General features: G+C 68.7%; 29 protein-coding genes. 16 read left to right on the forward strand and 13 right to left on the reverse strand.

The window, feature by feature from the left end; translation table 11 throughout:
• Positions 1–59 precede the first annotated feature (59 nt).
• On the forward strand, positions 60–992 hold the full coding sequence (locus OHA25_RS36580; protein ID WP_327581480.1) for an RNA polymerase sigma-70 factor: 933 nt from the start codon (positions 60–62) through the stop codon (positions 990–992).
• Between the two features lie 313 nt (positions 993–1305).
• Entirely contained in the window at positions 1306–2529 is a 1224-nt protein-coding gene (locus OHA25_RS36585; RefSeq protein WP_327581481.1) for a cytochrome P450, read from the forward strand.
• 273 nt (positions 2530–2802) lie between these two features.
• Here the strand turns inward: OHA25_RS36585 and OHA25_RS36590 are convergent, their stop codons facing one another.
• The gene (locus tag OHA25_RS36590; protein ID WP_327581482.1) at positions 2803–3381 is read right to left on the reverse strand and encodes a TetR/AcrR family transcriptional regulator; all 579 of its coding nucleotides are present in this window, start codon (positions 3379–3381) and stop codon (positions 2803–2805) included.
• A 238-nt stretch (positions 3382–3619) separates the two neighbouring features.
• Here OHA25_RS36590 and OHA25_RS36595 point away from each other — a divergent pair, with 238 nt between their 5' ends.
• The 3 genes from OHA25_RS36595 to OHA25_RS36605 all read left to right on the forward strand — a co-directional run bounded on the left by OHA25_RS36595 (position 3620) and on the right by OHA25_RS36605 (position 6549).
• A complete protein-coding gene (locus OHA25_RS36595; RefSeq protein ID WP_327581483.1) occupies positions 3620–4126 on the forward strand; it encodes a Dabb family protein in 507 nt (168 codons plus the stop codon).
• Positions 4127–4436: 310 nt separating this feature from the next.
• Positions 4437–5618 (forward strand): epoxide hydrolase family protein, encoded by a 1182-nt coding sequence (locus tag OHA25_RS36600; protein ID WP_327581484.1) that lies wholly within the window; start codon positions 4437–4439, stop codon positions 5616–5618.
• Positions 5619–5991: 373 nt separating this feature from the next.
• On the forward strand, positions 5992–6549 hold the full coding sequence (locus tag OHA25_RS36605) for an ATP-binding protein (RefSeq protein ID WP_327581485.1): 558 nt from the start codon (positions 5992–5994) through the stop codon (positions 6547–6549).
• Between the two features lie 145 nt (positions 6550–6694).
• Here OHA25_RS36605 and OHA25_RS36610 read toward each other — a convergent pair whose 3' ends face one another.
• A complete protein-coding gene (locus OHA25_RS36610; RefSeq protein ID WP_327581486.1) occupies positions 6695–8125 on the reverse strand; it encodes a serine hydrolase domain-containing protein in 1431 nt (476 codons plus the stop codon).
• A 226-nt stretch (positions 8126–8351) separates the two neighbouring features.
• Between OHA25_RS36610 and OHA25_RS36615 the strand changes: the two genes are divergently transcribed.
• From OHA25_RS36615 to OHA25_RS36625, 3 genes are all read left to right on the forward strand, one after another.
• On the forward strand, positions 8352–9143 hold the full coding sequence (locus OHA25_RS36615; RefSeq protein WP_327581487.1) for an arginase family protein: 792 nt from the start codon (positions 8352–8354) through the stop codon (positions 9141–9143).
• A gap of 252 nt (positions 9144–9395) precedes the next feature.
• Positions 9396–9809: an SgcJ/EcaC family oxidoreductase gene (locus OHA25_RS36620; protein WP_327581488.1), complete on the forward strand. Its 414-nt coding sequence runs from the start codon at positions 9396–9398 to the stop codon at positions 9807–9809.
• 107 nt (positions 9810–9916) lie between these two features.
• Positions 9917–10087, forward strand: a complete 171-nt coding sequence (locus tag OHA25_RS36625) for a hypothetical protein (protein WP_327581489.1) — start codon at positions 9917–9919, stop codon at positions 10085–10087.
• An 18-nt stretch (positions 10088–10105) separates the two neighbouring features.
• Here the strand turns inward: OHA25_RS36625 and OHA25_RS36630 are convergent, their stop codons facing one another.
• Positions 10106–10492 carry a winged helix-turn-helix transcriptional regulator gene (locus tag OHA25_RS36630; RefSeq protein ID WP_327581490.1) on the reverse strand — a complete coding sequence of 129 codons (387 nt, stop codon included), beginning with the start codon at positions 10490–10492 and terminating at the stop codon, positions 10106–10108.
• Positions 10493–10585: 93 nt separating this feature from the next.
• Between OHA25_RS36630 and OHA25_RS36635 the strand changes: the two genes are divergently transcribed.
• Positions 10586–11446 carry an enoyl-CoA hydratase/isomerase family protein gene (locus OHA25_RS36635; RefSeq protein WP_327581491.1) on the forward strand — a complete coding sequence of 287 codons (861 nt, stop codon included), beginning with the start codon at positions 10586–10588 and terminating at the stop codon, positions 11444–11446.
• Positions 11447–11622: 176 nt separating this feature from the next.
• Here OHA25_RS36635 and OHA25_RS36640 read toward each other — a convergent pair whose 3' ends face one another.
• A complete protein-coding gene (locus OHA25_RS36640; RefSeq protein WP_327581492.1) occupies positions 11623–12357 on the reverse strand; it encodes a TetR/AcrR family transcriptional regulator in 735 nt (244 codons plus the stop codon).
• Positions 12358–12567: 210 nt separating this feature from the next.
• Here OHA25_RS36640 and OHA25_RS36645 point away from each other — a divergent pair, with 210 nt between their 5' ends.
• Positions 12568–12798 carry a hypothetical protein gene (locus tag OHA25_RS36645; RefSeq protein ID WP_327581493.1) on the forward strand — a complete coding sequence of 77 codons (231 nt, stop codon included), beginning with the start codon at positions 12568–12570 and terminating at the stop codon, positions 12796–12798.
• A gap of 103 nt (positions 12799–12901) precedes the next feature.
• Here OHA25_RS36645 and OHA25_RS36650 read toward each other — a convergent pair whose 3' ends face one another.
• Positions 12902–13510 carry a TetR/AcrR family transcriptional regulator gene (locus OHA25_RS36650; RefSeq protein ID WP_327581494.1) on the reverse strand — a complete coding sequence of 203 codons (609 nt, stop codon included), beginning with the start codon at positions 13508–13510 and terminating at the stop codon, positions 12902–12904.
• Positions 13511–13604: 94 nt separating this feature from the next.
• Here OHA25_RS36650 and OHA25_RS36655 point away from each other — a divergent pair, with 94 nt between their 5' ends.
• Together OHA25_RS36655 and OHA25_RS36660 are read left to right on the forward strand one after the other, a co-directional pair.
• Positions 13605–14354, forward strand: a complete 750-nt coding sequence (locus OHA25_RS36655; protein ID WP_327591089.1) for an SDR family oxidoreductase — start codon at positions 13605–13607, stop codon at positions 14352–14354.
• Between the two features lie 262 nt (positions 14355–14616).
• Positions 14617–15138: an NADPH-dependent F420 reductase gene (locus OHA25_RS36660; RefSeq protein ID WP_327581495.1), complete on the forward strand. Its 522-nt coding sequence runs from the start codon at positions 14617–14619 to the stop codon at positions 15136–15138.
• Positions 15139–15354: 216 nt separating this feature from the next.
• Here the strand turns inward: OHA25_RS36660 and OHA25_RS36665 are convergent, their stop codons facing one another.
• The 6 genes from OHA25_RS36665 to OHA25_RS36690 all read right to left on the reverse strand — a co-directional run bounded on the left by OHA25_RS36665 (position 15355) and on the right by OHA25_RS36690 (position 19554).
• Positions 15355–16014, reverse strand: a complete 660-nt coding sequence (locus tag OHA25_RS36665; RefSeq protein ID WP_327581496.1) for a response regulator transcription factor — start codon at positions 16012–16014, stop codon at positions 15355–15357.
• Positions 16011–17165, reverse strand: a complete 1155-nt coding sequence (locus OHA25_RS36670) for a sensor histidine kinase (protein WP_327581497.1) — start codon at positions 17163–17165, stop codon at positions 16011–16013. The genes OHA25_RS36665 and OHA25_RS36670 overlap by 4 nt, the downstream gene beginning before the upstream one ends.
• Positions 17162–18007, reverse strand: a complete 846-nt coding sequence (locus OHA25_RS36675; protein ID WP_327581498.1) for a CPBP family intramembrane glutamic endopeptidase — start codon at positions 18005–18007, stop codon at positions 17162–17164. Before OHA25_RS36675 ends, OHA25_RS36670 begins: the two co-directional genes overlap by 4 nt.
• A gap of 138 nt (positions 18008–18145) precedes the next feature.
• Positions 18146–18322 carry a hypothetical protein gene (locus OHA25_RS36680; RefSeq protein WP_327581499.1) on the reverse strand — a complete coding sequence of 59 codons (177 nt, stop codon included), beginning with the start codon at positions 18320–18322 and terminating at the stop codon, positions 18146–18148.
• A 313-nt stretch (positions 18323–18635) separates the two neighbouring features.
• Positions 18636–19412 carry a MerR family transcriptional regulator gene (locus tag OHA25_RS36685; RefSeq protein ID WP_327581500.1) on the reverse strand — a complete coding sequence of 259 codons (777 nt, stop codon included), beginning with the start codon at positions 19410–19412 and terminating at the stop codon, positions 18636–18638.
• A 4-nt stretch (positions 19413–19416) separates the two neighbouring features.
• Positions 19417–19554 (reverse strand): hypothetical protein, encoded by a 138-nt coding sequence (locus tag OHA25_RS36690; protein ID WP_327581501.1) that lies wholly within the window; start codon positions 19552–19554, stop codon positions 19417–19419.
• Between the two features lie 240 nt (positions 19555–19794).
• Between OHA25_RS36690 and OHA25_RS36695 the strand changes: the two genes are divergently transcribed.
• Genes OHA25_RS36695 through OHA25_RS36705 form a run of 3 tightly spaced genes read left to right on the forward strand, consistent with a single transcriptional unit; the run spans position 19795 to position 21455 of the window.
• On the forward strand, positions 19795–21021 hold the full coding sequence (locus OHA25_RS36695) for a serine hydrolase domain-containing protein (RefSeq protein WP_442942221.1): 1227 nt from the start codon (positions 19795–19797) through the stop codon (positions 21019–21021).
• Positions 21014–21214 (forward strand): hypothetical protein, encoded by a 201-nt coding sequence (locus OHA25_RS36700; protein ID WP_327581503.1) that lies wholly within the window; start codon positions 21014–21016, stop codon positions 21212–21214. The genes OHA25_RS36695 and OHA25_RS36700 overlap by 8 nt, the downstream gene beginning before the upstream one ends.
• Before the next feature lie 19 nt (positions 21215–21233).
• Positions 21234–21455: a recombinase family protein gene (locus OHA25_RS36705; RefSeq protein ID WP_327591090.1), complete on the forward strand. Its 222-nt coding sequence runs from the start codon at positions 21234–21236 to the stop codon at positions 21453–21455.
• Here the strand turns inward: OHA25_RS36705 and OHA25_RS36710 are convergent.
• Entirely contained in the window at positions 21421–22023 is a 603-nt protein-coding gene (locus OHA25_RS36710; protein WP_327581504.1) for a TetR/AcrR family transcriptional regulator, read from the reverse strand. The genes OHA25_RS36705 and OHA25_RS36710 overlap by 35 nt on opposite strands.
• 77 nt (positions 22024–22100) lie before the next feature.
• On the opposite strand from OHA25_RS36710, the gene OHA25_RS36715 reads away from it, so the two are divergent.
• A complete protein-coding gene (locus OHA25_RS36715; protein WP_327581505.1) occupies positions 22101–22922 on the forward strand; it encodes a class I SAM-dependent methyltransferase in 822 nt (273 codons plus the stop codon).
• A 432-nt stretch (positions 22923–23354) separates the two neighbouring features.
• On the opposite strand, the gene OHA25_RS36720 is transcribed toward OHA25_RS36715, so the two are convergent.
• Complete coding sequence (locus tag OHA25_RS36720; protein ID WP_327581506.1) at positions 23355–24278, reverse strand: AraC family transcriptional regulator; 924 nt, start codon at positions 24276–24278, stop codon at positions 23355–23357.
• Positions 24279–24380 lie beyond the last annotated feature (102 nt).

Consider the following 24380-nt stretch of genomic DNA (forward strand, 5'->3'; position numbering starts at 1 on the left):
GTGGCGACCGGTGTTTTGTGCGTGTCACACCCTCGAGAACCAACAGGCGGGAGCCAGGCATGAGCGAGCGGACCACGGACCCAGCCGAGCCGCCCGCTCGCGGCGAGGGCATGGACTGCGCCACCGAGTCGTTCGTCGCCTACCGCAACCTGCTGTTCACCGTCGCCTACGAGATGCTCGGCTCGGCCACCGACGCCGAAGACGTCCTGCAGGAAACCTGGCTGCGGTGGATGAAGGTCGACGTGGCGCAGGTGAGCGACCAGCGCGCCTACCTGGTGCGGATCACCACCCGGCAGTCGCTCAACCGGCTGCGCACCATGAAGCGCCGCAAGGAGGCCTACGTCGGCCCCTGGCTGCCCGAGCCGCTGCTCACCACGCCGGACGTGGCCGAGGACGTCGAGCTCGCCGAGAGCGTGTCGATGGCGCTCATGCTCGTCCTCGAGACGCTGTCGCCGACCGAGCGCGCCGTCTTCGTGCTGCGCGAAGCCTTCGATGTCAGTTACAACGAGATCGCGGCCGCCGTCGGCAAGAGCCCCGCGGCCGTCCGCCAGATCGCCCACCGCGCCCGGCACCACGTCGAAGCCCGCCGCCCTCGCGAGGCGGTCTCTCCCGGCGAGGCCCGGGCGGTGTTGGAGTCGTTCCAGCGCGCGCTCCAAACCAAGGACCTGCAGGGCCTGCTTGACGTGCTCGCCCCCGAGGTCGTGGTCATCAGCGACGGTGGCGGCGTCAAGCAGGCCGCGCCGCGCCCGATCATCGGCGCCGACAAGGTGGCCCGCTTCATCGTCGGCGGCCTCGGCAAGGCCCAGGTCGCGCTCACCGGTGACCCCATCGTGATCAACGGCAACCCGGCCCTCCTCGTCCGCGTGGACGGCGAGATCGACGGCGTCATCGCGATCCGTGTTGAGGACGCCCGCATCACCGGCCTCTACTACGTCGGCAATCCGAAGAAGCTGACCCACCTCGAAGCCGAAACCCCGCTCACCCTGAGATGAACAGACCCTGTCAGGTCCGTCGACCGCACCCGAATGCTGCCCGGCTGGTCCGGCACGCTTGGCCACCGACCTGCGCGCGCCGTGCCGCCACCGTTGCGGCGGGACTGCTGAGGGCGCCCGAATCACCGGCCCCTACTACGTTCGCAACCCCAACGAACTGACCCGCATCGAATCCACGACCCCGCTCACCCTCGGGAGGAAGCCAGACGCGGTGCCTGGTCAGCCGCGGCTGTTCCGCCGTCGGTGTTCACCGCAGAACAAGCCCGAACAGCCCCGCGCAAACTCAACCAGATCTCTTACTAGGGGGTCATTCATGACGAAGAACGTCGCCGGCGAACTCGCCGGCCTGGAACTGCCGGTCGAGCGGGGCTGCCCGTTCGCCCCGCCCGCCGCCTACGAGCGGCTGCGCGAGCAGGCGCCGATCAGCAAGGTGCGCCTGACCAGCGGCGGCGAAGCGTGGTGGGTGTCCGGACATGAGGAGGCCCGCGCCGTCCTCGCCGACGGCCGCTTCTCCTCCGACAAGCGCAAGGACGGCTTCCCGCTCTTCACCCTCGATGCGGCGACCCTGCAGCAGCTCCGCAGCCAGCCGCCGTTGATGCTCGGCATGGACGGCGCGGAACACTCCGCGGCCCGCCGCCCGGTGATCGGCGAGTTCACCGTGAAGCGGCTGGCCGCGCTACGCCCGCGGATCCAGGACATCGTCGACCACTTCATCGACGACATGCTCGCCACCGACCAGCGGCCGGTCGACCTGGTGCAGGCGCTGTCCCTGCCGGTGCCCTCCCTGGTGATCTGCGAACTGCTCGGCGTCCCCTACACCGACCACGACTTCTTCCAAAGCCGCACCACCATGATGGTGCGCCCGACCTCGCTGGAAGACCGCCGGCGAGCCCTCGCCGAACTGCGCGCCTACGTCGACGACCTGCTCACCCGCAAGGAGTCCGAACCCGGCGACGACCTGTTCAGCCGGCAGATCGCCCGGCAACGCCAGCAGGGCGCCCTCGACCACTCGGGCCTGGTGAGCCTGGCGTTCCTGCTGCTGACCGCCGGACACGAGACCACCGCGAACATGATCTCGCTCGGCGTGGTCGGGCTGCTCTCCCATCCGGAGCAACTGGCCTTGGTCAAGGCCGACCCGGGCAGGACGCCCATGGCCGTGGAGGAACTGCTGCGCTACTTCTCCATCGCCGACGGGGTCACCTCCCGGCTGGCCACCGAGGACGTGCAGATCGGCGGGGTGAGCATCAAGGCCGGCGAGGGCGTCATCGTCTCCGGCCTGTCGGCCAACTGGGACCCGGCGGCGTTCAAGGACCCGGCCGACCTGGATGTCGAGCGCGGGGCCCGCCATCACCTCGCCTTCGGCTTCGGCCCGCACCAGTGCCTCGGCCAGAACCTGGCCCGGATGGAACTGCAGATCGTCTTCGACACGCTGTTCCGCCGCATCCCCACCCTGCGGCCCGCCGTACCGGTCGAGGACCTGGCGTTCAAGACCGACGCCGTCATCTACGGCGTTCACGAACTCCCGGTCACCTGGTGAGCAGGACATGATGCGGATCACAGCCGACACCGACCTCTGCGTCGGCTCCGGCCAGTGCGTCCTGACCGAACCGCTCAGCAGCATCTCAAGTCCATCCTCGCCTACTCCAACATGCCGGTGCTGGGCCAGCCCGAGCCGCCACCACATCCCCGCCCCCACGGCCTCCCGCCTTGCTTCCAGCAACGCTGTCCGGTGAGCAGGTCAAGCGACAGGACGATGCGGGCTGGCGTGCGAAGCATCCGGCATTTCCGCTCAAGGACCTGAGCGGCAGAACTACATGCCGCCGCTCTCCGACGCCCCTGCGCCCGGCAGTCTGGCCTGTGCGCCATGGAGAATGAAGCCGGCCACCCGCTCGAGGAAGTCGTCCTCCAGCGGATGGCCGAGCATGAGCCAGTGGAAGTAGAGCGGCCCAGAGATCATCTCCAGCAGGAAGTCCGGGTCGGTGTCGGCGGGTAGCTCGCCGCGTTCGCGGGCGCGCTCGAAGAGAACTCCCGAGACCTTGAATCGGGCCGGCCAGAACCTGTCGAGGAGTTCGTACAGGTCGGCATTCGCGGCAGTGCGCGGCCCGGCTTCGCGCTGCAGCGCGACGACCCAGGGGACGCTGAGGCCGAGCCGGATTTCGTTGAGCAGCTCGATGAGATCCCCGCGCAGGCTGCCGGTGTCGGCGGGCGGGACCAACTGGCCACGGCGCTCTATGAGGGCTGCGGACACCAGGCCGACCTTGTTGCCCCAGCGGCGGTAGATCGTCGTCTTGTTGACACCAGCGCGCTCGGCCACCGCATCGACGCGCAGCGCGGCGTAGCCGACCTCGCTCAACTCCGCGATGGTGGCATCGATGACGGCTTCGCGCACGCGCGCCGTCCGGCCGCCCGGCCGAACTGTGGCGGCGTCGGCGTACAGAGGCTGAACGTCTTGCGGCGGTTCTCCTGGCACACGGCCAGGTTAGAGCGGCGCCACTGCTAGATGCAACTTCTGGGTGCGTTAAGCGGGGAATTAAGGCAACAGATGGTTGTGTTACGAGGATCGTTGATCCTACAGTCCCTCAATGCAACAAGTCATTGCATCAAGGTTCGTTCGGAGGAGAACCGCCATGATCTACCACCAGGTTCGCATCGCCATGAAGCCCGACGCTCCCGAAGACCAGGTCCAGCACGCGCTCGACCTGATGCGCAAGCTCGGCGACATCGACGCCGTCGAGTTCTTCGTGGTCGGCCGTGACTTCGGCGGCGAGTTCCACTACGGCGCCATGTACGCGCTCAAGGACATCGACGCCTACCGCACGTACATGTACGACCCGCTGCACCGCCAGATCGACGCGATCGGTCTGCCGCTCGCGGCCAACATGGTCTCCTGGATCTCACCGACGACCCCGACCCCGAGATCGGCGACAAGATCGCCCAGGTGCACAGCGACCGGTTCACCGACCACCCCGAAATCCTCGATCTGGTCGAGAACCTCGACTCGTACGAGGGCAGCGGCGTCCCCGGCGACGACTCCAAGCCCGTATGAGCCGGTGCCGCCGGGAGACGGCCGCCACCGCCTTAGCCATGCTCCCTCCCTCATCACCTCGATGCCCCGGATGACCTCGTCTTCATGACCACCCAGCCCAGGCGCACGCTGTTGCGAGGTACGCCGAGCCGGAACAGGAAGCCTCGGTAGGCCGCTCGGCACGCCGCGCCCGCGCCGCGTGCCGATTCGCGCACGGCGGGTGCGTGTAAGCAGGCGTAGCGTCCGGAAGAGTGAGGTCGGGGGATGGCCACGGGCCGGCACCGACGAAAGCCCGTCGCTGTCGCTCACCGGACGGGACGCGTGAACGCGGTTGCCGCCGTTGATCCGCGGCTGCGCGAGACCGCGGCTGAAGAGAGGGCGACCAACGCCGGCACACGCACCACACCAAGGAGAACTCCATGCCGAGCAACACACCCATGATCACGGTCAGTGACGCAGAACTGAACGAGCTCCGCGCTCGGTTGACGGCCACGCGATGGCCCCAGCCCTGGCCTGTGAACGGCTGGGAGGCCGGCACCGACACCGCGGAACTCCGCCGCCTCGTCGCGTACTGGGCCTCCGGCTACGACTGGCGCGCCCACGAAGCCGCCATCAACGCCCTCCCGTCACATCTCGCGGACCTCGACGGAACACCGGTGCACTACCTTCGCTTCGACGGCGAGCACCCGGACGCGCTGCCGATCATCCTCACGCACGGCTGGCCCAGCTCCTTCCTCGAACTCATCCCCCTCGCCGACCGGTTGTCCACCCCATCCCGGTACGGAGGAGCAGCCGAGGACGCCTTCACCGTGATCGTTCCCTCTTTGCCCGGATTCGCTTTCTCGCCCCAGCGGCCCACGCTCACGGATGCGCAGCAGACACACGACCTCTGGCACCGGCTGATGCGCGACGAACTCGGCTTCGAGCGGTACGCGGCGCACGGCGGGGACCTGGGCGCCGGCGTCACCTCACGGCTCGCCGAGGCCCACCCCGAGGCGCTGGTCGGCATCCACCTGCTGGCCGTGGCAGCACCGGCCGACTACGACCCGGACGGCCTCACCCCGCAGGAGCGGGCCCACCTCGCCTCCGTGGCGGCCTGGGAGGCACAGGAAGGCGCGTACCAGCACCAGCAGAACACCCGCCCCCTCACCCTGGCCCACGGCCTGGCCGACTCGCCCGCCGGCCTGCTCGCCTGGATCGTCGAGAAGTACCGTGCGTGGAGCGACAGCGGAGGCGACCTGTCCTCGCGCTTCAGCGACGACTTCATCCTCACCCAGGCCTCCCTCTACTGGTTCACCGGCACGATCTCGACGTCCTTCAGGCCCTACTACGAGTACGCCCACGGCCTGACCAGACGTGTGGAGCGGGTGAGGGTGCCCACAGCCGTCGCCCTGTTCCCCGCAGACCTGAGCCGGCCCCCACGGAGCTGGGCCGAGCGCACCTACAACATCACGCGCTACACGCCCATGCCCCGCGGTGGACACTTCGCCGCCCACGAAGAACCCGACCTGTTGGCCCACGACGTCATCGAGTTCTTCCGCACTCTCCGTCCCTCTCCGTCTTCAGCCCCGGTCGTTTCCCAGGAGAGAGAGGCTCCATGACGCCGGCGAGGCAGCCTGGACCGGGCGTCCGATCGCAGCCAGGCCCATCTCCGCCGTGGCGCAACACACGCGTGTCTCACGCCCTGAGACGGCGTGTCGCTGGTCGCCAAGCACGCGACGATGACCCGCTTGCCACCGGAGGCCGCGCCGAGTGCGTCATTCAGGCGGGGATCAACGCACATTGCCGATCGGCTGGGGTGGGCTCCGGAATGCCGGCTCACCGGCAATCCGACCGGCGCGTCCGAGATTTCGGACCGGCACTCAACAGCGATATCGACCGGTGCTCGGAGAGCTATTAGGGATGTCATCGGGGAGTAGCAATAATTCCGGATTACTGGGATGCCGCCTGGAAGCGGCGCGCGAGAGGGTGTTCGTGGGGCGGGAGGAAGAGCTCGCGGTTTTCCATGCGGCGTTGTACGGCGGTGGCTGCAGCGTTCTGTACGTGCACGGTCCCGGCGGCATCGGCAAGTCGGCCTTGCTCCGGCGGTTCGCGCACGAGGCCACGCTGGCCGGGCGGCCGGTGTCCACGGTCGACGGGCGCACGCCGGAGCCGTCGCCGGCGGCGTTCGAGGCCGAGGCCGAACTGGTGCTTCGTGATGCGGACGCGGTGCTGCTCGTCGACAACTTCGACCGCATGCAAGGGTTGGAGGGATGGCTGCGCGACCTGCTCCGCCAGGCGATCGACGACCTGCGTGAGGATCCCCGCTCGGTCAAGTTCCATCGGGCGCTGTCGGTCACGTTCCTGCACGGCACACCCACCCAGGAACTGGCCGCCGAACACCTCGCCCTGCCCTTCACCACCTACCGCCGCCATCTGACGGCCGGCATCAAACGCCTCTGCGCCGACCCATGGCACCAGGAACTGTCGCCGCGACCGGGTGAGCACCTGGCCGTCGGCCCTACCTGGGCGCGTACTGCAGTGAACAAATGAGGCATCGCGATGATCAGGCCGACACTCAAGCCGCGCATGGTGCCGCGATAATCAAGGGTGGTCAAGGCGGTCAGAAGTAGGCACCGAGGATCGGGTGGCGGAGGTGCCGGCGCCGGGCATCACGGGATGCCCCGGTCACCATCACCTAGGCGACGTCGGGCCGGGTCATCAGCGGCGACCGCAGATGCAACTCCAGGCTGGGGCTGGTCAGGGGCACGGTGCTCCACGTCGCCGCCGCTGTCCCCACGCCGGCGTCGAGCACCAGCCGGACCCGGTGCGGGGTGGTGATGACGTAGAGGTCGGCGACGAACGTGTTGCCCTGCCAGGCGCCGGCGGCGACGACCGGGCGGCCGAGCGGCGAGCTTTCCCGCCATTCGCCATGGCCGACGGCGACCTTGAGGGACGACCCGAGTTGCAGGTGCCATCCGCCGTCCACCGGCTCGACGGCCACCGTGGTTCCGTCAGGCAGGGCCGAATCCTCGGCGGAGGCGTCGATCCTCGCCGCACCGGAACGGGAAGGGGCAGCCGAACCCGGCACCGGCGCGAGTGACAGCCGCCGCAGCCGATCAGCGAGGATCTCGTCGTCCCGGGGGCTTCCCGCGTCATCCAGGCCGGGCAGCAGGCTGTCCCAAAGGACGCTCGGCAGGGCGTGTGTCTGCTCGACGGCGGCGGTGAGGACGACCACGAGATCGTGGGACGGGACGACCACGCATTGCTGGCCGAAGGCGCCGTTGCCGTGGTAACCGTGCCGCGACATCCAGAACTGGTAGCCGTACCCGCAAAGAAAGTCGGGGTTAGCCGAACCGTCCTCGAGTTGCCGGGTCTCGATGTGCCGCCTGGTCGCGAGCTCCACCCATGCGCCCGGGATGAGCCTGCGGTCGCCCCAGACGCCTCCGCGCAGCAGCAACTCGCCGAAGGCGGCGACGGCCTCGGTCGTGAGGTGCAGCCCGTGGAATCCGAAGGCGGAACCGCTCGCCACCCGATCCCATTCGGCGTGGTCGATGCCCATCGGCTGGAACAGGCGGTCGTCGAGCAGCTCCGGAAGGCTGCGGCCGGTGACCCGTTCCACCATCCGGGCCAGGACGAACGTGGTCGCATTGTCGTAGGTGTGCCGGGTTCCCTCAGGCTCGGAGAACGGCACGCGCAGGAAGCCCTTCACCAGGTCGTCCGGCTCCAGCTGCCAGGCCTCGGCGAGGCTGTCCGTGCTGTGCCCGGCCGTCATGGACAGCAGGTGGTGCACAGTGATGCGGCGTCCCTGCTCGGAGATGTCGGCCGGAACGTGGTCGGGCAACACGTCCACCACCCGGTCGTCCAGCGAGAGCAGCCCGTCGGCGATCGTGAGCCCCACCGCGACCGAGGTGAACGACTTGGTCAGCGAATAGAGCAGATGCGGGCGCCCGGCGGAGTACGGCGCCCACCAGCCTTCGGCCACGACGTGACCGTGGCGTACGACCATGATGGAGTGGAGCTCGACGGATTGTGCTTCGAGCCGGTCCAGCAACGCGGCGATCGAACGGGACGAGACCCCCGAAGCCGCCGGTGTCGAGCGCGGTAGCAAGGCCAACTGAGAACTCATTCGGGCACCCTAACAAGGCGTACTGCCCGATTTCTCCGGAATTTCCTGCGCGACGAGACGACCGCCGTCAGCCGGGCTGTCGGCCGCCGATTCGTCCGGCACCGAGGCGGTGATAAGAGAGCCTTATGGATAACTTCCTGCCATCGTGCTGATCTGGTGGAAATTTCCTTGATGAACCAGGGGATTGATCTAGACCCTTGATTCTGGCATCTCGTATTGTCGCCGCATGACGACTGTGCTCTGCGTACCCCAATGGCAAGGATCGGCGTCGAGCAAGGCGCCGCAGCTGATGGCCGGCGCTCGCCGCGCCGCCGAGTTCGTTCCGGCCGACGCGGTGGTGACGGTGCCGGTGCTTGAAAAGGGCGGAGACAAGTCCGCCGGGATCCGCGCGTACGACGTGCTCGTGGAGAACCAGCGGCTGACGCAGAAGGCACTGGCCGGCATCGACGACCAGGTGATCACTATTGGCGGTGATTGCGCGGTCGACATCCCGCCGATCGCCGCTGCCCGCACCCGCTATGGGGACGCCTTGACGGTGCTGTGGATCGATGCCCACCCGGACGTCTACAGCCCGCTGACGCTGCCATCGGGCGCCTTCCACGGGATGGTGGTGCGCGCCCTGCTCGGAGACGGACCGACCGGCCTCACCCCGGAGCATCCGCTGGCACCACATCAGGTGATCATCGCTGGAGAGCGAGCGGGTGACGCGTCCGAGCACGAGTACCTCGCGAAAACCGGCCTGCGCAGGTACGGCGTCGACGACCTGGAGCGCGCACTCGACGGTCTGCGTGGCCCCGTGTACGTCCACATCGACCTCGACGTCCTGGAGCCCACCGCCTTTGGCGCAACCTGCTACCCGGAGCCGAACGGCGTGCAGCCGCAGCGACTGATCGACCTCATCTCCCAGGTGGACGACATCATCGGGGCAGCCATCACCGAACACGCGCCATCCAGCGACGACGTCAACCCCGGCGAGGCCGAGGTGATCCGCCTGCTGGGCGCCGCGCTGACGCGCTGACGGTCGACTCATCCTTGGTGCCTCCATCGGCCCTTACCCGCGATGGAGGTGACGTCTTTGGGCTTGCTCGCGGAGGCGGTGTCGTTGCAGCTGCGCGGGCGATGACCGGGCCTCGTCACGTCGCCCGCCCTGTGCGCCGAGCACGCCTCAACATCTCTTGGCCGCAGGCGCGATGAGTTCCGACCCCGCCGCCGGTATGTATGACGAGTTCGCCGGAATACCCCGGGCGAGCCGATCACAAGGGAGAATCTGATGTCGACTACTCGCGCGGAAGACGAGGCCGCAATCCAGGCCGTGCTGGTTGATTCCTACAAGGCGTGGGAGGCCGGCGACGCCGACGGCATGGTGGCCAACTACACCGCGGACGCGACCGCCATCATGACCGGCTCGCTCCGCGACAGCCGTGACGTGATCCGTCAGAACATGGCCCTGGCCTTCGAGGGGCCGCTCAAGGGCAGCTCTACCTACAACAAGCAGCTCAGTATCCGCTTCGTCGGCAGGGACGGCGCGATCGTCGTCAGCGAATCCGCCATCCTGTTCGCCGGCGAGACCGAGGTTCCGGACGACCTGCGTAAGGTGAACGCGACCTGGGTTTTCGAGAAGCGGGACGGCCAGTGGCTGATCGCCGCCTATCACAACAGCCCGGTGCTGGCGCCTGGGCAGTGAGCCGCGGTTGCGCGGTGCGAAGGAAGCCCCGGGACGTTCGATGCCGGGCCGGTCATTGAGCGTTTCGATTACCGATTCCACGCGCCGGCGCAGCCACATCGGTCGCGGTGAGCGAGATCGGCGTCAGGTTCCCGGGTGAGACCGAGACCCTCGCCGAGCGCATGGTGTACGCGACCTGGGTGCTGGAGAAGCGTGAGCTGTTCTTATCCAAAATCCGGGACGCATGCCGTGGCCGGCCACCAGCCTCATCCGCGATGCGCCAGAACTCGTGCGTGTAGCGCGTGCGCGTCGAGTTCTCAGCTGTGGATGTGCCGGTCGTCGTACTCACTTTGATGCCTTTGGATCTCGTCTGCGTTGGCGACCGTCCAGTCGTACAACCGGCCGAACGGCTCCCGCAGCGATTCGCCGAGCGGCGTGAGTGAGTACTCGACGCCGACCGGCGAGGTGGGGAGCACGCGGCGCGCGATCATCCCGCTGCGCTCCAGGCGGCGCAGGGTCTGGGTGAGGACGCGCTGGGTGACACCCTCAAGGCGGCGCTTGATCTCATTGAACCGCCTGGGCTCGTTGAGGACCGCCATCACCATCATTGACCACTTGTCGGCGATCTGGTCCAGGATCGGGCGGCTGGGGCAGTCGGCCCGGTAGACGACGTCCGCTGCGGGGCCGGCTTCGGGAGTGGCCATATCGGTATCCTTCGCGATCCTTGAGATGCCGAAAGTGCGTTATTGACGGACGGTCGCCCGCCACCGCATCGTAAGTATGCATCAAGAACCTAGATGCACACCAGATACCGCTCGGAGATCTCCATGAACGACGCCTACCCGACCCTGCGGGTGAACCGCGAAGCCGGCATCGTCCGCGTCACCCTCGACAACCCACCCGTCAACGTCTTGGACGTCGCCCTGATGGGCGACCTGCGGCACCTGCTGACCGCGCTACGGGACGACGATTCGGTGCGCGTCATCGTGTTCGACAGCGCCAATCCTGAGTTCTTCATCGCCCACGTCGACATGTCGCTGGGTGACACGCCAGAGGCGTTGGACAAGTTGGCGCAGAACCTTCCTGATGGTGTCAACGTTTTCCAGGCTCTGGGGGAACTACTCCGGCACCAGCCCCAGGTGACCATCGTCAAGCTCGCCGGGATGGCGCGCGGGGGCGGGGCGGAGTTCGTCACCTGCGCGGACATGACGTTCGCAGCGATCGGCCGCGCTGGGATCGGCCAGATCGAAGCCCTCATGGGCATCGTGCCCGGCGGAGGGGGCACGCAGTATCTCGCCAGCAGAGTCGGCCGCAATCGCGCGCTGGAGGCGGTGCTGAGTGCCGACCTGTACGACGCCGCGACCGCGGAGCGTTACGGCTGGGTCAACCGGGCCGTCCCCGCCGACGAACTCGACGAGGTCGTTGACCGACTGGCCCGCAACATCGCCGCCTTGCCCAAGGGTGTGATCGCGGCGGCCAAGCACGCCATCCTGCCCGAGGATCTGGCCAAGGGGCTCCTGCGGGAGAACGACGCCTGGACGGGGCAGGTCATGCGCCCTACCGCCGCAGGGCTGATCCGCGACGGACTGGCCCACGGTGCCCAGACCCCCGACGGCGAGCGCGATCTCGAGGGCCTCCTCCGGAGACTGGCCAGTTAGGACCCGGACGAGGGCCAGCACAGAAGACGCACCATTGACACCACGGTGACGAGCCGCTGCCAGGTGCTGGGAGAGCAGGCCGCCCGCCGCAGATGGCACCGAGGTGTACGGATGTGCCGCTTTCCGCGCGACTCTGCCGATGAGCGAGCACTCAGCGGTTTCGTGCCTGCTCTGGCTCAGGGAATCCGGTCGCTGGTTCCTTGACGTCCTGTCGGTCCCCTGCTGGCCTGTGGTACGGGACGAGGAGTGGAGGTCGGTGTGTTCAGGACGTCACGCAGGTCGAGTGGGGCGGGTGGTGGAAGGGGCTCGGCCTGTTCGGCGCGGAAGGCGCTGAGCATGTAGGCAACGAGTCGTCGAGACGCGGCCAGGGCCGCTTCGGTGGATTCGGTGATGATGCCGCCGTTGGCCATGAGCAGTAGGGCGAGGTCGTCCTGTGCGAAGTCGGCGCGCAGCCGCCCGGTCGCCTTGGCGCGTCGCGTCAGCTCGGCGAAGCCCTGTATGGCGCGGTAACGTTCCTGTTCGACGTCGACCGCGTCGGGGAACGCTGCGATGAAGGCCGTGCTGAAGCCACGGTCGGCGGCCTGCATGGAGCACACCTTCTCGATGGCCGTGCAGAACCCGCGCCACGGGTCCGGATCGGCCAGTGCGTCGTCGATGACCGACACGCATGCCTCGAACTGATCGGCGAACACCTCGGTGACCAGCGATTCCTTCGTGGGGAAACGGCGGTAGAGCGTCGCGACTCCCACGTGGGAATGTCGGGCGATCGCGGCCATCGGCACGTCGAGTCCGAGGTCTGCGAACAGTTCGCGGGCGACCTTCACGATGCGGTCGCGGTTCTGTCGCGCGTCGGCGCGCAACCCTACGGCCGCGTCGGGGACGGTCGGCATGCGAGATGTCTCGTCGCTCATGGTTCTCACTTTAGGTCAACCGGACGAGGCTCTCCACTTATGGTGTTACGTTGGCCAGCAAGGGATGCCCGTCGTGATGGAGGTACTGTGCGATACCGGGGGCCGCTTCCGAAGCGAGCGATCGGCCGTTTCAACTCCTGTGTCCTGACGTTGCGCTCCTCTCCTCGATGGGGCCGACTGATCAGCAGACGCCTCACGGTCGTCACCTACGTGGGGCGCCGCTCGGGACGCACTTTCAGCACACCTGTCGCCTTCCGGCGCGCGGCCGGCACCGTCACGATCGGCGTTCAGTTCCCCGACGCCAAGCTGTGGTGGCGCAATTTCTTGGCCGAGGGTGGTCCGATATCGCTGCAGCTGGATGGGATCGACCGCACCGGGCATGCGGTCGCCAGACGTGATGAAGCGGGTCAGGTCACCGTCACCGTCCGGCTGGACGGCTGATAAGCCATACGCGTTGCCGAACAGGTAGAACGTGGGTGAACCGAAATCTTCGGCTTCGCATCCGCGACGCGATGCGCGCCCGGGCGGCGAAGTCGGGTGGTTCTCAGAGGAGCGGCCAGTTGCGTAGGGCGGCGTCGGCCATCCCCTGGAGTTCATCGCGGCCGACGCCACTCGCGGCTTGCACGGCGATGCCGAATGCCAAGGTGGTGACATAGCGGGCCAGGAGCCCCGGATCGGTCTCCGGAGGCAGGTCGCCGTCGTCGATGGCTCGCTGGAACCGCTCCCGGACGCGAGAGCAGCCGTTGTTGCGCCAGGCGATGAGAAGGTCACGGACTCCACCCCCAGAGTCGCTGGCGGCCAGGGCGCCCTGGACGCCCAGGCACCCGTGGGGATGGGCCGGGCGGGTGGTGGTCCGAACCGTGCCGGCCAGGATCGCGGTGGCGACGCCGAGGGCGGTCGGCTCCTCCAGGGCCCGGGCCAGGTATGCGCTCGGGCCTTCGGTGTAGCGCTCCAGGGCCTTGCGGAACAGCTCCTCCTTGTTGCCGAAGGCTGCGTACAAGCTTTTGGCGGAGATGCCCATCGCCTCGGTCAGGTTGGCCAGGCTGGCCCCCTCGTAGCCATGCTCCCAGAAGACCAGCATGGCGCGCTCGAGAGCGTCGTCGACGTCGAACCCCCGCGGTCGGCCGAGGGGACCGCTCTGTTTGATCGCCACCCCCGCAGCCTACCCCTTCTGCAGCGATCGCTGCAGAAGTGCTACCTTTCGACTTCTGCAGCGATCGCTGCAGAAGTCCAAGGAGGTCATTCACATGGGACTACTTGAAGGTAAGACCGCCCTCGTCACCGGCGGCAGCACCGGAATCGGCCTGGCCAGTGCCGTACGGCTGGCGGCCGAGGGCGCACATGTGTTCATCACCGGCCGGCGCAAGACCGAACTCGACGCGGCCGTCGAAGTGATCGGCTCAGCGGCTACCGCGGTGATCGGCGACATCTCCAACCTGACCGACCTGGACCGGCTCTACAAGACGATCCGCAGCCGGGGACGGGGCCTGGACGTACTGTTCGCGAACGCCTCCGTCGCCGCATTCGTGCCGCTTGACCAGGTCACCGAGGAGCACTTCGACACCCTCTTCGGTATCAACGTCCGGGGCACGCTGTTCACCGTTCAAAAGGCGCTGCCCCTGCTCAATGACGGCGCCTCGGTAATCTTGAACGGCTCTACCAACGTGGACGTCGGCGCGGAGGCGTTCGGCGTGTACGCGGCGAGCAAAGCCGCCACCCGATCGTTCGCCCGGACCTGGGCCAACGAACTCAAAAGACGCGGCATCCGGGTCAACACCATCACGCCCGGCCCGACCGACACCCCGGGCCTGTCGGGGCTCGCGCCTGACCCGGAACAGGCCGCCGGCCTCAAGCAGCACCTGGCCACACAGGTGCCGCTGGGCCGGCTCGGGCGCCCGGAGGAAATCGCCGCCGCCGTGACCTTCCTCGCCTCCGGGCAGAGCAGCTTCATCACCGGTTCGAGCCTGTACGTCGACGGCGGCCTGAACCAGATCTGAGTTCCATGGCCGCACATCCGGCGAGATGGTGCCTGGCCGGTTCGCTCAGGCGGACGAGCCCGGCAGCCTCGATCGCCAGCTGGCCGGGCGGACAAAGGTCAGGCCTGCCGCAGCAGCACGAAGGTGATCCAGCGCAGCAGCATTTCCCTGCCGCTGGCACCGGACACGGCGCGGCGTCCTTGCCCGACTCCATACAACATACGAGCGAGGCCACGCCGGCCGACGGCGCAATAGTCTCACCCAGAGATTGAGGTAAGGACCCATGACCGTAATCGGCATCATTGGCGCAGGTGAGGTCGGTAGCCAGATCGCGCGTGCAGCGATCGCGAACGGCTACGACGTCGTCATTGCCAATTCACGAGGACCCGAGACTGTGAAAGACCTCATTGACGAGCTCGGCCCCTCAGCACGTGCCGCAACCGCTGCCGGCGCTGGTGCTGCCGGTGAGTTCGCAGTCGTGGCGGTCCCCCTCAAGGTGGTCAACGACATGCCTGCGGAGGAGCTGGCAGGCAAGATCGTGCTTGACACAGCTCCCCGCATCACCACCGCGGGTAAAGCGGCGGGCACCCCCGGCCGTCTGGCGCTGTCGACCTCGAGCGACTTTCCCGAAGCCGTGGAACTCGTGAGGCGACTGTACGATCAGTTCGGGTTCGACACCGTCGACAACAGCCCGCTCAGCGAGTCGTGGCGCAGCGGTCCCGGTCAACCCGCGTGGATCGCGCACGAACACCAGACCCATGCCGAACTGATTGCCAACCTTGCCAGGGCGCGACGGTCATCTTGAGGTGAGTTTGTCCCTGGAGCTAACCTCCGTCACGACCTGCAGTCCCTGGCGCCCGCGTCCCGCCGCCTGGACCCGGAACAGCTCGATCGGCTCGTCAAGCTGCTCGACGTCGTCTCGGCCCGCTCGTCGGTTACACATGCAGTACCGGGGCCGACGGCCGCGCGCTGATGGTCGAACAGGGCCACGGAGCCCATTAAGGTTCTCGGGAGGTGTGTCTCAGGTCACCAGGCCGTTGCGGTAGGCGTAGACCACCGCCTGGACGCGGTCACGCAGGTCGAGCTTGGTGAGGATGCGCGACACGTACGTCTTGACGGTTTCCTGGCTGATCACCATCGTCGTGGCGATCTCGCTGTTGGACAGGCCGTTGGCGATGAGGCGTAGGACCTCCAGCTCGCGCCGGGTCAGCCTGGTGTCGTCCGGCGTGCCCTCGGCGGGCCGGATCCGCGCCGCGTACCGGCCGACGAGCTGCCGCGTCACCTCGGGTGCCAGCAGCGCGGCGCCTGTCGCGACGGTGCGGATGCCGTGCATCAGCTGCGCCGGTGGGGCGTCCTTGAGCAGGAACCCGCTCGCCCCGGCGCGCAGTGCCTCGTATACGTACTCATCCAGGTTGAACGTCGTCACCACGAGCACCTTGACCGGATGCTCCACCCCGGCGCCGGCCAGCAGGCGGGTCGCTTCGATGCCGTCGAGCACCGGCATCCGCACGTCCATGACCACGATGTCCGGGTTGAGCCGGCGGGCGAGGTCGACCGCGGCGCGGCCGTCCCCGCACTCTCCCACCACCTCCAGGTCGGGCTGCGCATCGATGATCGTCGCGAAGCCAGTGCGGATCAGCGCCTGGTCGTCGCAGATCAGCACCCTGACCGGGGCGGTCACGACTGGCTCCCGGCGGGGATGCGGGCCCGAACGACGAAGCCGCCGCCCGCCTGCCGGTCAGCGCTGAACTCGCCGCCCAGGGCGTCGACCCGCTCGCGGAGCCCGGCCAGGCCCCGCCCGCTCCCGCCGGGAGAGCCGGCCCGCGAGCCGGATCCCTCGGTGCTGACGTCCACGGTGATCTCCTTCTCGCCATAGCGCATGCGGACTACGGTGCGGCTGCCATGGGCGTATTTGAGGGCGTTCGTCAGGGACTCCTGCACGACCCGGTAGGCCACGAACTCGGCGCTTCCGGCCGACTCCGCCGGCCTGCCCTGCTCAGTGAACTCCACCGGCTGCCCGGCCTGACGGGTCTGCTCCACGAGGGTGTGGAGTTCGCCGACGGACGGCGTTCTTGCGTCGGTGTCGTGGTCGGGGTTGAGCAGGTCGAGCAGGTGCCGCAGGTCGGTGATGGCGCGCCGGCCGGTGTCGGTGACGGCGCTCAGCGTCGCGTCGAGGCGATCGGGCGCGGCGGTCAGGTAGCGTGCCGCCTCCGCCTGCACGACCATCGCCGTCACGTGGTGGGTCACGACGTCGTGGAGTTCGCGGGCGATGCGGGTGCGTTCGGCGGCGCGGGTGGCCTCGGCGACGTGGCGGCGGCGTTCGGCCTCGGCGGCCCGGGTGGAGCGCAGCCAGGCCCCGATGCACCACGCGAGGACCAGAGTCAGGTAGAAGACCACGAATCCCTCCGGCCGTTCGGGCGCGCCGAGCAGGTCGAGCGCGACCGCCAGCGGCACGTACGCCGCGGAGAGGAGGAGTACGGCGGCGCGCCGGTGATGTTCCAGATAGGCGCCCGCGCTGATGAGTGCGATGGGCAGGGCGGTGCCCGTGAACGCGTGGTAGCCGCGGATCTGGTCGAGGGCGAAGCCGAGCGACACCAGGGTGAGGCAGACGGCCGGCCACCGCCGGCGCGCGGCGAGGGGGAGGCCCTCCAGGGCGATCACCACGACGGCGAACGCGTCGAGGGGGCGGATCGGCAGGTCGCCGACCTGCGTCCCCTTGCCGTACAGCGCCGGGACGAAGGACACCGCGACCATCAGCAGCGCGAACGGTAAATCCCGGACCGTGACGTCACACCGCCGCCACAGGTCCGGGACCCGCCGGAGTTCGATCACTGAGAGAGCGTAGCGGTCGCGCCGGCCCGGGCGCTCCGCCGCAGCGGAACCAGGTTGCCGCGCCGGCGGGCCAGCCAGATGAACGCGATCGTCAGCAACACGCCGAACACCACCGTGTACAGGCTCCCCTCCGGCCCGAACGCGCCGCCGGTGAGCAGCGCCGGCCCCGATGTCACCCCGTCCAGCAGCCCCTGCGGCGTGCCGTTGCCGGAGACCTCGGTGCCGAAGATGCCGGCCGCGGCGAAGTTCCAGCCGAAGTGCAGGCCGATCGGCAGCCACAGGGTACGGGTGGCGGCGTAGGCGGCGGCCAGCATGCCGCCCGCCGAGATCGCGATGCAGATCGCGCCCCAGAGGCTGGCGTTCGGGTTGGACAGGTGCACCAGGCCGAACAGCACGCCGGTCAGCGTCAGCGCTACCCAGGTGCCGGTGAGTTCCTCGACGATCCGGAACAGGACGCCGCGGAAGAGCAGCTCCTCGGTCACCGCGGCGGCGGCCATGATGCCGAACAGCCCGACCGCGCCCCACACCGAGCCCAGACCCTCGATCCGGTAGCCGCCCAGGAAGGCGATGTTGACGATGACGGCCGCGAACATCCCCACACCGATCAGCACCCCCCGCCCGGTGGCGGCCGCCGCCCCCTTCGCGGCCACCTCCACGGGCGGGCGGCGTTCGGACCATCGCACCACCCTGGCGTACACGAACACCGCGAGCGCGGCCGTCGCCAGGCCGAGGAGCAGGGTGAGGGGCGCGTTCCCCTGTACGGCGCCCACGACCATGCCCCCGGCGAAAGCGACTGCCACGACGGCCACGAGCTGCTTCAACAGCCGCAGGACAACTCCCATGACGACTCCTTTGGGTCCTTGGCGAGATCCCCGCGGCCGGAGCGCCGCGGGTTCGCCGGTAACGCTAGGGATTCGAGGGGTCCGGAGTCGTCACCGTGCGATGGACACCCGCGGGTAGCTCTCACGGGGGACAAGCGGTCAGCTCACGGGCTGACTCCCGCTACGACCAGGGCGGATCCGCCGCCTGGCCCAGGCCTTCGGGCCGATCATGCAGTCCGGTTCGCGGATCTCGTTGGGCACGGGCAGGCGGACGACCTTCACCACTTCGTACATCGGCTCATACACCGGCTGGATCGACTCGCTTGGCTCCGGCATGCGTCCCATATTTCCCAGCCTGGAGTGGGCGGGCCGGGACAACGGGCGAGGTCATCGAGCCGCCGCGCCCACCGCATCGGGATCGGTGCTGGTCCCGTCATCACAGTCGCGGAGCATGCGCAGGACGGTCGCCGCCGAGGGGCGCCATCCGCGACCTGCGCGGCCCCCGCGATCCGGACGCTGCCGAAGACGACGACGAGATCTGAACGTCCGGATCGCGGGGCCGCCCGCGTATTCATCTAACGAGCGGTTCGTTGAACGCTTGGACCGCGCCTTGTGGCTGGCCGTAGTGGCGATCGTGGCTGGATGCCGGTCATTGATTCGGGATGTGGATGCCGGCCGCGCGCAGTTTCGCCTCGACCAGCGCGTTCAACCGGGCGATGGCTGGCGCTTGGTCTTCCCGGTGGTGGTTGATCAGTCCGTATCGGGCGGCGGCGTCGGACTGGTTCTGAGACCCGGTCGGCGTTGCCAGCAGCGCGCGGTCGGCCAACAGCTTGTCGGCCAGCGCGGACGCCAGCTCCTCGATTCGCGGGTCGTCGGGATCCCAGGACATCGCATCGACGCCGCGCTTGGTCAACTCGACGAACTCGGGATCGTCGAGCGAGTGTTCGAGCCGGTTCAGGAAGCTGTCGAAGATCTCCGGAACCAGTGCCCGGGTCAGCACCAGAGCCTCCCGTTGGGTGGCCACGTAGTCGGGGCTGAAGCCAAGATCGGCGAGTCGGTCCAAGAGCGCGCAGGCCCGGTCGGGCAGCAGGGCCCGGTCACCGTGGGCGAGCCGGTGCAGCGTGTCGCGGCGCGCGATCAGGTCCTCGATCCGTTCGGTGAGCCGACGATGGACGTCGTCCAGTGCGGCGGCGAACGGTTCGGGATCGGAATCGAGCAGGTCGCCGATCTCGGCCAGCGGCACGCCGGCCTCGGCCAGCGTCCGGACCTGAATCAGCCGCAGCAGGTCGGCCGACCGATAACGCCGGTAGCCCGAACCGTCACGTTTCGGCTCGGCGACCAGGCCGAGCCGGTGATAGTGCCGCACGGTCTTGACCGTGACGCCGACGAACGCCGCCGCCTGACCGATGGTGAGCCCGTCTGCCATCGGCTCAGCGCACCTCCAGATCGCGGGTGGCTGCGGTCTCGCACACCGCATCGGCGACGGCCCGGAAGTCCTTGCGCGGGATCGAGCCGTGGTAGCCGGCGACCTTCGCATTCACCTTGGGGTACTGGTGGCGGGCGATCACAGGGCCAGGGTAGCGCGCATCTGTTCCAGTCCATCACCGCGCCGGACCGCGCGGACCGCTGCCCAATCTCTGGCCCAGGCCCCGGGGACGCGTGAGGTCGGCGCAGGTCAGCCCATGATCGCGACAGGTGTTGACCTTGACCTTAGGTCAGGGTGCACGCTCATCGTATGGCCGCCTCGAGGGGGCCGGTGGCCACCAGGGCCGCCGTGAGATCGAACACTGTGGACAAGGAGATTCATGATGGGACAAAGCAACAGCGGCTTCTCCGAGGTGGGGCTGCGCCGGCTGCGCGAGGTGCTGGCACGCCATGTCGAGTCCGGAAAGATTCCCGGGCTGGTCGCCCTGGTCAGCCGGGGAGGCCAAACGCACGTCGAAGCGATCGGGACGATGCGCGCCGAGGGTGGCGCGCCGATGCGCCGGGACACGATCTTCCGGATGGCGTCGGTGTCCAAGCCGGTCACGACGGCGGCGGCGATGGTCCTGCTCGATGAGTGCAGGCTGCGGCTGGACGAGCCGGTCGATCCGTGGCTGCCCGAACTCGCCGACAGGCGTGTGCTGACGCGGCCCGACGGCCCGCTAGAGGACACGGTCCCGGCGCGGCGGCCGATCACCGTACGGGACCTGCTGACCTCCACGTTCGGGCTCGGAGTCGATTTCGAGTTGATGGATTCCCCGATCAGGGCCGCGACCTTCAAGGCAACCGACTACAGCGTGGCATCCGGTCCGGTGCCCCACCCGGACGAGTGGATGCGCCGCCTCGGCGAGCTGCCGCTGTCGTACCAGCCCGGACAGCGGTGGCTGTACGACCTCAGCTACGAGGTGCTCGGCGTGCTGGTCGCCCGGGTCACCGGCCGGTCGTTGGAGACGTTCCTGCGCGAGCGGATCTTCGACCCGCTGGGCATGACCGACACCGGGTTCCACGTGCCCGCCGGAAAGATCGACCGGCTGCCGCCCCTGTACGGGCCCGACCCGCAGACCGGCGAGTTCACCGTGTGGGACGAGGCGGAAGGCGGACGGGCCAGCCAGCCTCCGGCGTTCCAGGGCGCCAGCGCGCTGGTCTCCAGCGTCGACGACTACCGCGCCTACTTCCAGATGCTGCTCAATGGCGGGATGCACGAAGGCCGGCGGATCTTGTCCCGAGCCGCAGTGGAGCTGATGACCACCAACCGCCTCACCCCCGAGCAAGAGGCTGCCCGGGACGCCATGTACCGGAACATCGCCCACCTGACATCTGGCCAGGCGTTGCACGGCGGCTGGGGCTTCGGGATGGGGGTGCGCACCTACCGCGGCGACTACGCCCCCATCGGCCAGTTCGGCTGGGATGGCGGCACCGGCACCACCGTCTACGCCGACCCGACCAACCGGCTCACCGGAATCCTCTTCACCCAGGTCGGGATGTCCACCCTGGATTCAATGCGGCTCATCAACGACTTCTGGACCACCACCTACCAGGCACTTGATGACTGACTCCGAGCGCGGACGCCGGGCCGAGCAGGCACAACCGGTCGACGATCCCGTCGGGGACGAGGTCGGCCAGGGCACTCTGCTCGGCGGTGGCCCGCATGGTCGGGTGTTCGTCTCACGAGCGTTAGACGAACGCAACCAAGGACACCCGGCCGCCGACAAGCAGAAGACCCAGCGGCAGCACGACGCCCCTTGATCCGATCTCCCTGAAGGTCATCGAGGCGAAGGCCAGCGGCAAGCTCGCCACCAGCGACCGGCCCGACCTCCTCACCGCGCTGTCCTGCATCCGCGAAGGCGACCTGCTGACCGTCCAGGAGGTCGACAGGCTCGGCCGCAACCTCCTGGAAGGACTCGTCACCAGCAGGACGGCACTCCGGACCGGGCACGTGGTCCGGTTACCGCTCATAGCAGTCGTCTTTGCACGACATCGGCGATGACGGCGTTCACGACCTTGCCGACTTCCTCAGGCTCCGGCGGGACCCCCTCCCGGCCGGCGAACAGCATGTGCCCGGCCCCGATCAGGGAAAGCGCCAGCGCATCCACATCGGCGTCCGCCGCGATGCGGCCCAGCTCGCACTCCTCGTTCAGATAGGCGGCGATCATGGCCGCGGCATCCGTCAGAACCGGGACACCGGGAGCCGGCCGGGCCTGACGCAGCCGGGCACGCAACTCGTCCCGGAAGATGACGAGACCGACGATCGCCACGGCGACCGCGTCGAACAGGTCACTAAGCGCCCCGGTCAGGTTGCCGGCGACGGTGCCGGTCCCGGCGGAGCCGCGAAGGGCGTCGGCCTGGCCCTCGAGCCGGGCGATGCGGTCCCGCACGAGCTCGGCGAGGAAGGCGTCGAAGTCCTCGAAGTGCCGGTGCAGGACACCCTTGGCGACGGCCGCCTCCGCCGTGACCGCCCGGCTGGTCAGGGCGTTCGCCCCGTCCCGGAGCAGGACGCGCTCGGCGGCGTCGAACAACTGCTGCCGCACATCCCGGAGGGCCACTCCAGTCGGCATCCCCGTTCCTCCTTCTTCGCCCACCGCGAACCGCTGCCCGGGTGGCAGAGTGGGCATCTGCCCACTATGGTGGGCGCATGCCCACTATAGTGCAGGAGCAACCAGAGCCTCCGCGGAACGAGCCCCACAAAGCCAGGCAGATGGCGGAGTCGTTCGGGGTCCACGCCGAACGCTACGACCGGGCCCGGCCCGACTATCCCGACGCCCTGGTACAGCAGATCATCACCGCCAGCCCCGGCCCCGACATCGTCGACGTCGGCTGCGGCACCGGCATAGAAGCCCGTCAGTTCCTGGCGGCCGGGTGCAAGGTTCTGGGTGTCGAGCCGGACGTCCGGATGGCCGAGTTCGCCCGCCGCACCGGGGTCGAGGTCGAGGTGGCGACGTTCGAGGACTGGGACGCCGCCGGTCGTACCTTCGACGCGGTCGTCGCCGGGCAGTCCTGGCACTGGGTGGACCCCGTCGCGGGCCCGGCCAAGGCGGCGCAGGTGCTGCGTCCCGGCGGCCTGCTGGCGGTGTTCGCGCACGCCTACGACCCGCCGCCCTTCGTCGCGGAGGCTTTCGCCACCGTCTTCCGGAAGGTGGCTCCCAACTCGCCGCTCAGCGCCGGACCGCCGAAGCCGGCCCAGGACATCTACCAGGCGATGTTCGCCACGTTCGCCGACGGCATCCGGAAGACGGCCGGGTTCGGCGAGCCGGAGCAGTGGCGATTCGACTGGGAGCAGTACTACAGCCGCGACGATTGGCTCGACCTGCTGCCCACCACCGGCGCGCTCACCCAACTCCCACCAGACAAACTGGCCGAGGTGCTGGAGAGCGTCGGGGCCGCCATCGATGCGATCGGAGGCGGCTTCACCATGGCCTACACCACGATGGCGATCGTCGCGTCACTGAACACCTGAGTCGCCCACCACTCCGAGGGCGCGGGTGCGCGCCCATTCGGGAGTAGAGGGGGCGAGCACGGCGTCTGTGGCGCGGTCGATGTCGGGGGTCTGGTTGCCCCGGGCCTGTTCCCGTTCGAGTATGGCTTCACGCTCTTGTTGGCGTTCCCCGCGGCATACGCCGGCGCCTTCTCCGCCTGTCCCGACAATGGCGCGTACCAGGGCGAGGGTGTCCGGGTCGCAGAGGTTCCCTGGCGAGGTCGGATGCGTAGCGTTCCAGGTCCTCGCGGAGACTTCCGGTGTCCGGCACCACGATGTCGCCGGAGAAGCGGCTGGTCGCGACGTCGGCGAGCAACTCAAGGGGGGAACCCCAACGGCGGTAGACCGTGGTGGCGTGCACGGCTGCGCGGGCGGCGACGACCAGGACCGTCAGCAGGTCGCCACCAACCAGGCCTAGACCGCCGCGACTTGGCGGCGGTACCGGCCGGGCGCCACGCCGAACTCCCGCTTGAAGGCGTTGCCGAAGGCGAACTCCGACCCGTATCCCACCCGCTCGGCCACCTCCGCCACCGACGCGTCGGACTCGCGCAGCATGCGGGCCCCGCTCATCAGCCGCCACCAGGTCAGGTAGGCCAGCGGCGGTTGCCCGACCAGCCCCGTGAAGCGGCGGGCGAAGCCGGCGCGTGACATGCCCGCGTGGGCGCCGAGCGACTCGACCGTCCAGCGGCGGGTCGGGTCGCGGTGGATGGCGTCGAGCGCGCGGCCGACACCGGGGTCGGCCAGCGCGGCGGCCCAGCCGGACAGGGTGCAGGGCTCGTCCTGGGTCTCGATGTAGGCCCGCAGGACGTACAGCTGCAACATCTCCAGGAGGGACGACACGACGGTGTCCGTGCCGGGGCGTGGGTTGTCGATCTCGGCGGCCAGCAGCTCGACCGCGGCCCGCAGCTCCGGATGGCTGCCGAGCGTCGAGGGAAGGTGGATCACGCCGGGCAGCGAGCCCAGGATCGGGTGCGTCCTGTCGAGGTCGAGCCGGTAGCCGCAGGAAAGGATCACCGTCTCGGCCCCGGCGCCGCCGAAAGCTGCCGAGGCGAACAGCTCGGAATGCGGATCGCAGTCCGACTCGGCCAGCGGCCGCGCGGGATCGTCGGCCAGCCCGAACGGCTCGCCGTGCGGCAGGAACACCACATCGCCCACGCTCAGCGGAACGGGCTCGCCATCCGGGCGAAGGAGCCAGCAGGACCCGCGCAGCACCACCTGGAAACCGGCGGACCCGGGCGCCGCGCGGAACGACACGCCCCACGGCGCCCGCCGGGAGATGCGGGCGGAGGTAGGGCGCCCGCACCGCATGAAGGCCACCACGTCGCTCAGCATGTCCATGGGTGGAGTCTAGCGCCTGAGACGCTGGCGTATAAATGTTGGACAGTAGCGCATTCAGTATCTCAGCAAGTCTCTCTACGGTGGTTCGAGTAACCGATTGAG

The sequence above is a fragment of the Nonomuraea sp. NBC_00507 genome, assembly GCF_036013525.1.
GTDB lineage: Bacteria > Actinomycetota > Actinomycetes > Streptosporangiales > Streptosporangiaceae > Nonomuraea.

Coding starts and splice junctions, on each gene's coding strand:
- OHA25_RS36580 (WP_327581480.1), top strand. CDS start 60: ATGAGCGAGCGGACCACGGACCCAGCCGAGCCGCCCGCTCGCGGCGAG.
- OHA25_RS36585 (WP_327581481.1), top strand. CDS start 1,306: ATGACGAAGAACGTCGCCGGCGAACTCGCCGGCCTGGAACTGCCGGTC.
- OHA25_RS36595 (WP_327581483.1), top strand. CDS start 3,620: ATGATCTACCACCAGGTTCGCATCGCCATGAAGCCCGACGCTCCCGAA.
- OHA25_RS36600 (WP_327581484.1), top strand. CDS start 4,437: ATGCCGAGCAACACACCCATGATCACGGTCAGTGACGCAGAACTGAAC.
- OHA25_RS36610 (WP_327581486.1), bottom strand. CDS start 8,125: ATGAGTTCTCAGTTGGCCTTGCTACCGCGCTCGACACCGGCGGCTTCG.
- OHA25_RS36615 (WP_327581487.1), top strand. CDS start 8,352: ATGACGACTGTGCTCTGCGTACCCCAATGGCAAGGATCGGCGTCGAGC.
- OHA25_RS36620 (WP_327581488.1), top strand. CDS start 9,396: ATGTCGACTACTCGCGCGGAAGACGAGGCCGCAATCCAGGCCGTGCTG.
- OHA25_RS36630 (WP_327581490.1), bottom strand. CDS start 10,492: ATGGCCACTCCCGAAGCCGGCCCCGCAGCGGACGTCGTCTACCGGGCC.
- OHA25_RS36635 (WP_327581491.1), top strand. CDS start 10,586: ATGCACACCAGATACCGCTCGGAGATCTCCATGAACGACGCCTACCCG.
- OHA25_RS36640 (WP_327581492.1), bottom strand. CDS start 12,357: ATGAGCGACGAGACATCTCGCATGCCGACCGTCCCCGACGCGGCCGTA.
- OHA25_RS36655 (WP_327591089.1), top strand. CDS start 13,605: ATGGGACTACTTGAAGGTAAGACCGCCCTCGTCACCGGCGGCAGCACC.
- OHA25_RS36660 (WP_327581495.1), top strand. CDS start 14,617: ATGACCGTAATCGGCATCATTGGCGCAGGTGAGGTCGGTAGCCAGATC.
- OHA25_RS36675 (WP_327581498.1), bottom strand. CDS start 18,007: ATGGGAGTTGTCCTGCGGCTGTTGAAGCAGCTCGTGGCCGTCGTGGCA.
- OHA25_RS36680 (WP_327581499.1), bottom strand. CDS start 18,322: ATGCCGGAGCCAAGCGAGTCGATCCAGCCGGTGTATGAGCCGATGTAC.
- OHA25_RS36685 (WP_327581500.1), bottom strand. CDS start 19,412: ATGGCAGACGGGCTCACCATCGGTCAGGCGGCGGCGTTCGTCGGCGTC.
- OHA25_RS36695 (WP_442942221.1), top strand. CDS start 19,795: ATGGGACAAAGCAACAGCGGCTTCTCCGAGGTGGGGCTGCGCCGGCTG.
- OHA25_RS36700 (WP_327581503.1), top strand. CDS start 21,014: ATGACTGACTCCGAGCGCGGACGCCGGGCCGAGCAGGCACAACCGGTC.
- OHA25_RS36710 (WP_327581504.1), bottom strand. CDS start 22,023: ATGCCGACTGGAGTGGCCCTCCGGGATGTGCGGCAGCAGTTGTTCGAC.
- OHA25_RS36715 (WP_327581505.1), top strand. CDS start 22,101: ATGCCCACTATAGTGCAGGAGCAACCAGAGCCTCCGCGGAACGAGCCC.
- OHA25_RS36720 (WP_327581506.1), bottom strand. CDS start 24,278: ATGGACATGCTGAGCGACGTGGTGGCCTTCATGCGGTGCGGGCGCCCT.